This is a genomic window from Heyndrickxia ginsengihumi (assembly GCF_011008565.1).
In the GTDB taxonomy this organism is placed as follows: domain Bacteria; phylum Bacillota; class Bacilli; order Bacillales; family Bacillaceae_C; genus Weizmannia; species Weizmannia ginsengihumi.
In genome coordinates this window covers 82,527-89,895 of the sequence record NZ_JAAIWK010000015.1, presented here as the reverse complement: position 1 = coordinate 89,895, position 7,369 = coordinate 82,527, and the positions used below count along the sequence as shown (strand labels likewise).

The following is a 7,369-nucleotide window of genomic DNA, read 5'->3' as shown; positions in this document are numbered from 1 at the left end:
ACGATTAAACGGCCTTAGCCCGATGGAATATAGAGCTAAAGCCGCTTAAATCATTTTTATTATTTCCACTGTCTACTTGACAGGGGGCAGTTCATATTGTTCAGTGGGGATTTGTTTTTTATCTTAAGTTTAACCTGGAGATAGTTCCAGGTCGCCAATTTCTTTCAGTTCAATAGCAAAAGGAGGCATCGCCAATATAAGCAAATGCTTTTACTTATGCTCCTAGTGTTTTTTCAAAAACATAAAAAGGGGAATCTTTTTCTTCTCTTCTGATTTCTCCAACTAAAGTATATCCTTCACTAGTGAATAGGCTAAATGCTTTTTTATTTTTTGCATAAGTATCTGTTTTCATATAAGGACAGTGATGTTCAATAGCTAGATGCTCTGCAAATTGAATTAATTGTTTCGCTATCCCTTTTCCCCTTTGATACACGTCTACAACTAAACGGTGCATTAAAAATGCAGGCGTATTGTTTTGAAAATCAAGTATGTTATATGCTTCAGGCTCATGCTGATCAACTGTCACCGAGCCAATGACTTTACCATCTTCTTCCGCCACAAATAATGACCGCCCGCTTATATCTGCTTCAAAATCTGTTTTCAAAGGATAATGTTCATCCCATTGATCATTTTCTTCTTCTTTCATAATTTGAATCGTATTTTTCACCATCTCCATAATTGCTGTTACATCTTCTACATTACCTCTTCTAATAATCATCTGATACCTCTTATCTTTTTTGATCATTATAACGTATTTTTTATAGCAAAAGGAATCATATTAACCTTAAATGTAATTGCTGAATATGCTTATCAGCAAAATAATCATTTTGAAATGAAATCGAGAGATAAAAGTGGATGCAAAATAAGGACACCCTACTATTGAGGGCATCCTTGAATATAAATCAATTGCTTTATTATTTTTGAATAAATTCTTGTGTCCAATAATGACCATTTTCAACATATCCTACACCGATATGTGTATAATTTTTATTTAAAATATTTGCTCTATGACCTGGGCTATTCATCCATGAATTAACAACTTCTTCTGGAGTTTGTTGTCCCATTGCAATATTTTCCCCTGCTGATTTGTATGATATACCGAATTTTTTCATCATATCAAATGGTGAACCATAAGTTGGACTAGTATGATCAAAATATTTATTCGTCATCATATCATTCGATTTTGCACGTGCCATTTTACTTAATGTTGCATCAACTTGTAGAGGCTTCAAACCATTTTTCGCACGTTCTTTATTCGTTAAATCAACAACTTGTTTTTCATAGGCATTTAAAGCACTTGTTGAATCAGAAGCTGTTGTTTGGTTTTTATTTGCAGAAGTAGTCGTTGGTGTTGATTGAGCTTTATTTGTATTTGTAGTCGTAGTTGTTTGCTTTGCGGCATTGCTAGTTGATTTACTTGGTGCAGATTTGCTAGCTGTTTCTGACTTTTCATTATTCACTGTTTGAACTGTATTAACCGTATTGAATGTAATTCCTTTTTCTTTTAACCATTTCTTTAAATCATCAATACTATTAAATTTATATTGATAAGTTGCAACTTTACCAGTTGTATTGCAATCTTTCGTTGGCTGATTTGAGGCTGCATCTACTTTATTACTAACAAGTGGTGCCGCCATTAATGCAAATGCTGCAGCAGTTGTTAACATCACTTTTTTCATGTATATGTTTCCTCCCTTAATTGTTTATCATTTGTCTTGTCTTGCTTACATGAAAATCATAACATACGATTTTTGTAATATTAGAGGGAAATTCTAGTATATGCAGATAAAAGAGTGACACATAGATGGTTTTCATTTCTTGTATCTATTAAAACAAGACCATTTCTAGCTTTCTATTAAATATTAAGATATGACTTTCATTGCTAAACTTTCCAGTATCAATCATAAATTCCATATTTTTCACGATATTCATCCTTGACAAGTTGTCAAAACACGATGAAATGTAACAATTGTTGCAGCCAGTTTGCAATTTTTATGACTGGATTGCTAATAAAACACCGGATAATTGGAAAACTTAATAAATACAATGTATTTCAAATTGAAAGGATGAGGTAACATGAATGGTCCGTACTGCTGTCCAAATTGTAAAACTAATCGTTCGCGTTTTAATATTATTCAACAAGTTGTTCAACCTGTTAAAATGGACCCGAAATCAGGTGAAATCATAGAGAGATACAGCAATGAACATACCGATCCCTTTCATTTATCCTATAAAGGTCCAGAATATCGAGTACAATGTGCAATTTGTGGGTTAGTTGAGGATGAATATACTTTTTCGAAATTTGGAGAACATCATTAAAACCATCCGAGTAATTCGGATGGTTTACTTTGTAATATCACAATTAAATAATTACATTATTGCTGATTTAAATGCGCTTCGAATTTTCTAAATAATTTTATTAAAACGTTTCTCTCTTCTTCAGTGAAAATTTCAAGGTGCTGTTTCATAGAATCCCGCTTTATTTTGTTAAGCTGTTTGACTAACGCTTTTCCTTCATCAGTTAAAAGTAGATCTACTACACGTCGATCTTTACTCGATCTATTTCTTTCGATCAATCCTTTTTCAACAAGAGAATCTGTTACGGAAGTAATATGACTTGCAGATACTTGTAATGCTCTCGATAAATCAGAGGAACGCATCGGAACCTCGGACAATAATTTTAATACCATATATTCATTTGTAGTTACATATTCTCTTAATAAAAGCTGCATCTCTTCCCTTATTTTTCGATAGACATTACGGAAAATTAGTTCAAGATCCACTGAGTTATTGTTTTCCAAACGTCCCATTCCTTTCTACCATTACGGGATAAACCATCAATATCTTATCTATATTATACCATTGAAAATAAAACATTTTCATAAAAAAAGAGTCCAATTTACAAATTTTTGAAATTGGACTCTTTTTATTTAATTATTTTTCTTTTTTCACGACTGATTCTGCTTTCTTTAATTGCGTATCATTTTTAGTAATGAGCTCGCTCACTTTTGCGATTAGCTTATTCGTTGTATCACCTTTAAGAACACCTGTTACCTTTAACTTTTCATCAGCTTGGAAAGCTTTTACTGCTTCTTCTGTTTGGGCGTCAAAATATCCGTCCACTTTTCCAGGATGATAGCCTAAAGCTTTTAACATTTGTTCCGCTGCTTTAACTGCGCTTGAAACTGAAGAACGTTTCAACGTTGTATTTGCATCGATAACTGGCAGATTCGCATAATCAGGTAAATTGACTTTGTACTGTGGTTGAATACCTTTTTTATGAATCCATTCTCCATTAGGTGTTAACCATTTCTGAACTGTGTATTTCAAATTAGATCCATCTTTAAAGTCAATTGCTGTTTGCACAGTTCCTTTTCCATAAGACTTCACACCAACTAATGGAATACCAGCAGATTCATGGAGAGCACCAGCCAAAATTTCCGAAGCACTTGCACTGCCTCCATCAATTAAAACAACTGTTGGAACTTTAATTTTTGTTCCATCTTCTGCAACATACTTTTGTATTTTTCCATTGCGATCTTCAACTTGAAGAATTGTTTTTCCTTCAGGAACAAAGAGATTAGCAATTTTAATCGCTTGATCTAATAGCCCACCAGGATTTTGTCTCACATCAATGATTAGAGATTTCATTCCTTTTTTCTTCATTTGATCGATTGCTTTTTGTAATTCTTTATACGTACCATCTGAGAATGTCGTAATCTGGATTTTTGCAACACCATTTTTCAACATTTCCGGATAGACTGTTTGAACAGGAATGGTATCACGTGTAATCGTAAGCTTAGATTGATCTTTCGCACCAGCACGTTGAATCGTTAATGTCACTTTTGTTCCTTTTTTACCTCTAATTAATAGAATTGCTTGGTTCGCACTCATTCCTTGTATGTTTTTACCATTTACAGCAAGGATTTTATCATTTGGTTTTAATCCCGCTTTTTCAGCAGGCGATCCTTTGATTGGAGCAATCACGACAATATAACCATCTTTTTCCTGTACTTCAGCGCCAATTCCTTCAAAAGAAGATGAAATTGTATCATGGAACTGTGATGCTTCACTTTTTGTCATATAATCCGAAAACGGATCATTAAGTGATTCAACCATTCCATTTATGGCACCATCAATAAGTGTTTGACTTTTCACATTTTGATAATAGTTTGCTTTAATATCATCGTATGCCTGATAAAGCTTATCAAATTCAGGCCTGTTGTTAACATTCACTGCCTTTTTATCTCCTAAAGCAAATGCAGCTGTTGTAATCCCAGCTGTTAAAAATATTACGCAAAAAAGCAGCATAATAAATTTAAATTTCTTCATTCGAATATATCCAGTGTTTTCTTCTTTCGTTCTTTCTAGTTCTTTATTTTCATCACTCAAATATGTCACCACTTTCATTCATCAATTCGAAATCGTATGTATTGGACTTGCAAATAAGTTTCTAACCTCTTTATTCTATCAGCTTTTTTGAATTTGTAAAAGAGACTACATTCGCACAAAAATATATTATAAAAAAAAGCAATAAAGAATGTTAATGAAAACACCCCCTATTGCCTATTATTTATACTTTCTTTACATGTTGAAAATATTCTTCTAATGTCCAATTATGCTTATAGATGACAGTTGCCGCTTCTTTACCTACATAACGGAAATGCCAAGGTTCATACTCATATTTTGTAATGTTTTCTTTACCTTTTGGATATCTTAATATAAAACCAAATTTATGAGCATTTTTTGCTAGCCAAATACCTTCTGGATCATCTCCCATTTTTTCAGTCAATAAGAAATTTTCCGTTTGACTCGTAATATCTAAAGCTAACCCTGTTTGATGTTCACTTTCTCCTGGAATTGCAACTGCTTGAGCTGCCTTTGCTTTACTGCCATCATGCTGGACTTCTGCATCAAATAATACTTTTTGACGGTCGTAAGATCGATAGCCTGAAGCTACATAAAGTATAATTCCATCCTTTTTAGCAGCTGCAAACATTTTCTCGACAGCATCTGCAGCAACCTTTCGCAAATGACTTTTCTCGATATTTTGATCTCCAAAAGAAAAGTTCACTTTCGGTCTAACAAGATCATTTGGGACATAGTCACCAATTGAGTAGGATTTATTAACTAATGCCAAAATATTGGACGGATTTTGTATTATTTTTTGGCCATTAACAGTTTTTATATGATTAAAATACTTTGAGCTCAATGCTAATTCCGATTTTTTAGCATTGTCCTGATTATTTGCATCTATTTTTTCGGACGTTTTATTCGACTGTTCTTTCGTTGCCTGATCTAATGGATTAAAGCTGCATCCTGTTAATAAGAGGAGAACAAGACCCAGACTGACAAACTGTTTCATGATTTCACCTTTTCTTCACAATTATTCAATACATATGCTAGTCTACCAAACATGCGGGATTGAATCTAGGGTAGCATGATGCATTTTTTTTATTTTGATAGCAAGCATAAAAAAAGTTCAAGGATATACGAATTATGTATATCATTTGAACTTTTCATGTCTGATTTATAATTCTAACGCCACATCTAAGGCAACTTCAATCATTTCATTAAATGTAGTTTGACGCTCCTCAGCCGTTGTTTCCTCTCCCGTAATAATATGATCACTTACGGTTAAGATTGATAGCGCTTTGCGTCCGAATTTTGCAGCCAGTGTATACAACGCTGCGGACTCCATTTCAATTGCTAATATACCATGCTGTGCCCATTTCTCATGGTCGGCATGGTCATTATAGAATAAATCGGCTGTAAATACATTGCCAACCTTTAAGTTTAATCCTTTTCCAATTCCTTTATTGTATGCATTTAATAGTAAATCAAAGTTCGCCGTCGGGGCAAAATCTATACCATTGAACGTTAATCTATTCATTTGTGAATCAGTTGAAGCACTCATTGCTAAGATGACATCGCGAACTTTCACGTCTTTTTGGATCGCACCACATGTACCTACACGAATAAGATTTTGCACGCCATAACTTTGCATTAATTCTGTACTATATATAGAAATGGATGGTACCCCCATTCCTGTACCTTGCACAGAAACTCTTTTTCCTTTATATGTACCAGTATAGCCAAACATATTTCGAACTTCATTATAGCATTTTACATCTTCTAAAAATGTATCTGCAATATATTTTGCCCTCAATGGATCCCCCGGCAACAGCACTGTTTCAGCAATTTCATTTTCTTTTGCACCAATATGTACGCTCATATTCTGTACCTCCTTCTATCAATATGTTCATTGTAAATGGTAATCGTCAAGGATGCAAACTTCCATTCCTCTTGTTATGAAACTCCCTCATTTCCTGTAGTACCTTCTAGTATATCGTTGTGATATTGAGTGTTTTAATATGATTGTTAGAAACAGTGAGCCAAGTAAAGCACCGACAACTGAAGCAATCATAATGATGGGATAAAGCCAAAAAGAGTAGCTTTCTTTCCTAAAAACAATGTAAAAATAGGATAACATACTAATACACCTAAAAAGCCAGTACCAAAATGTGCCTGTCCTTGTTATATTCGCAAAATTGAAATGGAAAGTGCCTGCAGCACTGTATAACCAGGACCTAAAAAACTACTGAAAGAATGTGAATAACATGCTGCATCGGAAATACTTTTGTAAGCCCAATTGGGATGTAAAACAGATTGCTTGTAAGCGTTCCGATTGCTATAAACATCGCTGCTAACGTCAGTTTCAACGTTTGCTGCAAGCAGAAATTTCTTTTCTAATCGCGGCAGCAGCTTCTCTTACATTTCCAGCTTGACTAATAGCCGTAATAACAGACACCCCATCAGCTCCAGCTCTAATCACTTCAGAAGCGTTTTTTTCAGTGATGCCGCCAATGCCTACAATTGGAATTTGAATTTCTGCTAAACGAATCTGGCGAATGACGCTTACCCCTTGAACGGGTTTTGCATCTTCTTTCGTTTTTGTAGGAAAAATGGGACCAACACCAAAGTAATCAGCCTGCATTGCTTCCTTTGCCTCTTCAAGATTATGTACAGAAACCCCGACTATTTTATTTCCGATTTTTTCTCTTACACTTTCAATTGGTTCATCCTCTTGACCTACATGAACACCATCAGCCTTAAGAGCAATTGCTAGATCCACATCATCATCAACTATAAATGGAATCTCATTTTTTCGACAAATATATTGAAGTTCTTCTGCTAAGGCATATTTCTGATCACCTTCAAGCGCACCGTGACCCTTTTCGCGAAATTGGAAAAGAGTGATACCGCCTTTAATTGCCTCAGATAAAACGTCAACAGGGCGCTGTACACAATTTGGACTCCCCATCACAAAATACAATTGTAAGGCAGAAGATAATTGTTCTTTATTCAT

The 7,369-nt window shown here is 34.4% G+C and carries 9 protein-coding genes; 1 reads left to right on the top strand and 8 read right to left on the bottom strand.

The genetic code is table 11. The annotated features are described in order from the left end of the window. Positions 1-214: 214 nt before the first annotated feature. Both G4D61_RS10545 and G4D61_RS10540 read right to left on the bottom strand, forming a co-directional pair. On the bottom strand, positions 215-718 hold the full coding sequence (locus G4D61_RS10545; protein ID WP_035353751.1) for a GNAT family N-acetyltransferase: 504 nt from the start codon (positions 716-718) through the stop codon (positions 215-217). Between the two features lie 196 nt (positions 719-914). Beyond that, positions 915-1,679, bottom strand: coding sequence for a CAP domain-containing protein (locus G4D61_RS10540; protein ID WP_163173886.1), 765 nt, complete (start codon positions 1,677-1,679; stop codon positions 915-917). Between the two features lie 397 nt (positions 1,680-2,076). Between G4D61_RS10540 and G4D61_RS10535 the strand changes: the two genes are divergently transcribed. Continuing rightward, positions 2,077-2,319 carry a hypothetical protein gene (locus G4D61_RS10535; protein WP_025728307.1) on the top strand — a complete coding sequence of 81 codons (243 nt, stop codon included), beginning with the start codon at positions 2,077-2,079 and terminating at the stop codon, positions 2,317-2,319. Between the two features lie 56 nt (positions 2,320-2,375). On the opposite strand, the gene G4D61_RS10530 is transcribed toward G4D61_RS10535, so the two are convergent. The 6 genes from G4D61_RS10530 to thiE form a co-directional block, all read right to left on the bottom strand. Next, on the bottom strand, positions 2,376-2,810 hold the full coding sequence (locus tag G4D61_RS10530) for a MarR family winged helix-turn-helix transcriptional regulator (RefSeq protein ID WP_025728304.1): 435 nt from the start codon (positions 2,808-2,810) through the stop codon (positions 2,376-2,378). 124 nt (positions 2,811-2,934) lie between these two features. Next, complete coding sequence (locus tag G4D61_RS10525) at positions 2,935-4,392, bottom strand: lmo1851 family serine protease (RefSeq protein ID WP_479691192.1); 1,458 nt, start codon at positions 4,390-4,392, stop codon at positions 2,935-2,937. Between the two features lie 181 nt (positions 4,393-4,573). Beyond that, positions 4,574-5,365, bottom strand: coding sequence for a D-Ala-D-Ala carboxypeptidase VanY (locus tag G4D61_RS10520; protein ID WP_035353757.1), 792 nt, complete (start codon positions 5,363-5,365; stop codon positions 4,574-4,576). A 165-nt stretch (positions 5,366-5,530) separates the two neighbouring features. Then, complete coding sequence (gene deoD, locus G4D61_RS10515; protein WP_025728300.1) at positions 5,531-6,235, bottom strand: purine-nucleoside phosphorylase; 705 nt, start codon at positions 6,233-6,235, stop codon at positions 5,531-5,533. A gap of 355 nt (positions 6,236-6,590) precedes the next feature. Beyond that, positions 6,591-6,701: an energy coupling factor transporter S component ThiW gene (locus G4D61_RS18510; RefSeq protein WP_306304300.1), complete on the bottom strand. Its 111-nt coding sequence runs from the start codon at positions 6,699-6,701 to the stop codon at positions 6,591-6,593. Between the two features lie 17 nt (positions 6,702-6,718). Further along, positions 6,719-7,369, bottom strand: coding sequence for a thiamine phosphate synthase (gene thiE, locus G4D61_RS10505; protein ID WP_035353800.1), 651 nt, complete (start codon positions 7,367-7,369; stop codon positions 6,719-6,721).

Excerpts from the sequence above, each read along its gene's own strand:
- G4D61_RS18510 (WP_306304300.1), bottom strand. The coding sequence starts at position 6,701 with ATGTTTATAGCAATCGGAACGCTTACAAGCAATCTGTTTTACATCCCA.
- G4D61_RS10520 (WP_035353757.1), bottom strand. The coding sequence starts at position 5,365 with ATGAAACAGTTTGTCAGTCTGGGTCTTGTTCTCCTCTTATTAACAGGA.
- G4D61_RS10540 (WP_163173886.1), bottom strand. The coding sequence starts at position 1,679 with ATGAAAAAAGTGATGTTAACAACTGCTGCAGCATTTGCATTAATGGCG.
- G4D61_RS10535 (WP_025728307.1), top strand. The coding sequence starts at position 2,077 with ATGAATGGTCCGTACTGCTGTCCAAATTGTAAAACTAATCGTTCGCGT.
- G4D61_RS10545 (WP_035353751.1), bottom strand. The coding sequence starts at position 718 with ATGATTATTAGAAGAGGTAATGTAGAAGATGTAACAGCAATTATGGAG.
- deoD (WP_025728300.1), bottom strand. The coding sequence starts at position 6,235 with ATGAGCGTACATATTGGTGCAAAAGAAAATGAAATTGCTGAAACAGTG.
- G4D61_RS10530 (WP_025728304.1), bottom strand. The coding sequence starts at position 2,810 with ATGGGACGTTTGGAAAACAATAACTCAGTGGATCTTGAACTAATTTTC.
- thiE (WP_035353800.1), bottom strand. The coding sequence starts at position 7,369 with ATGAATAAAGAACAATTATCTTCTGCCTTACAATTGTATTTTGTGATG.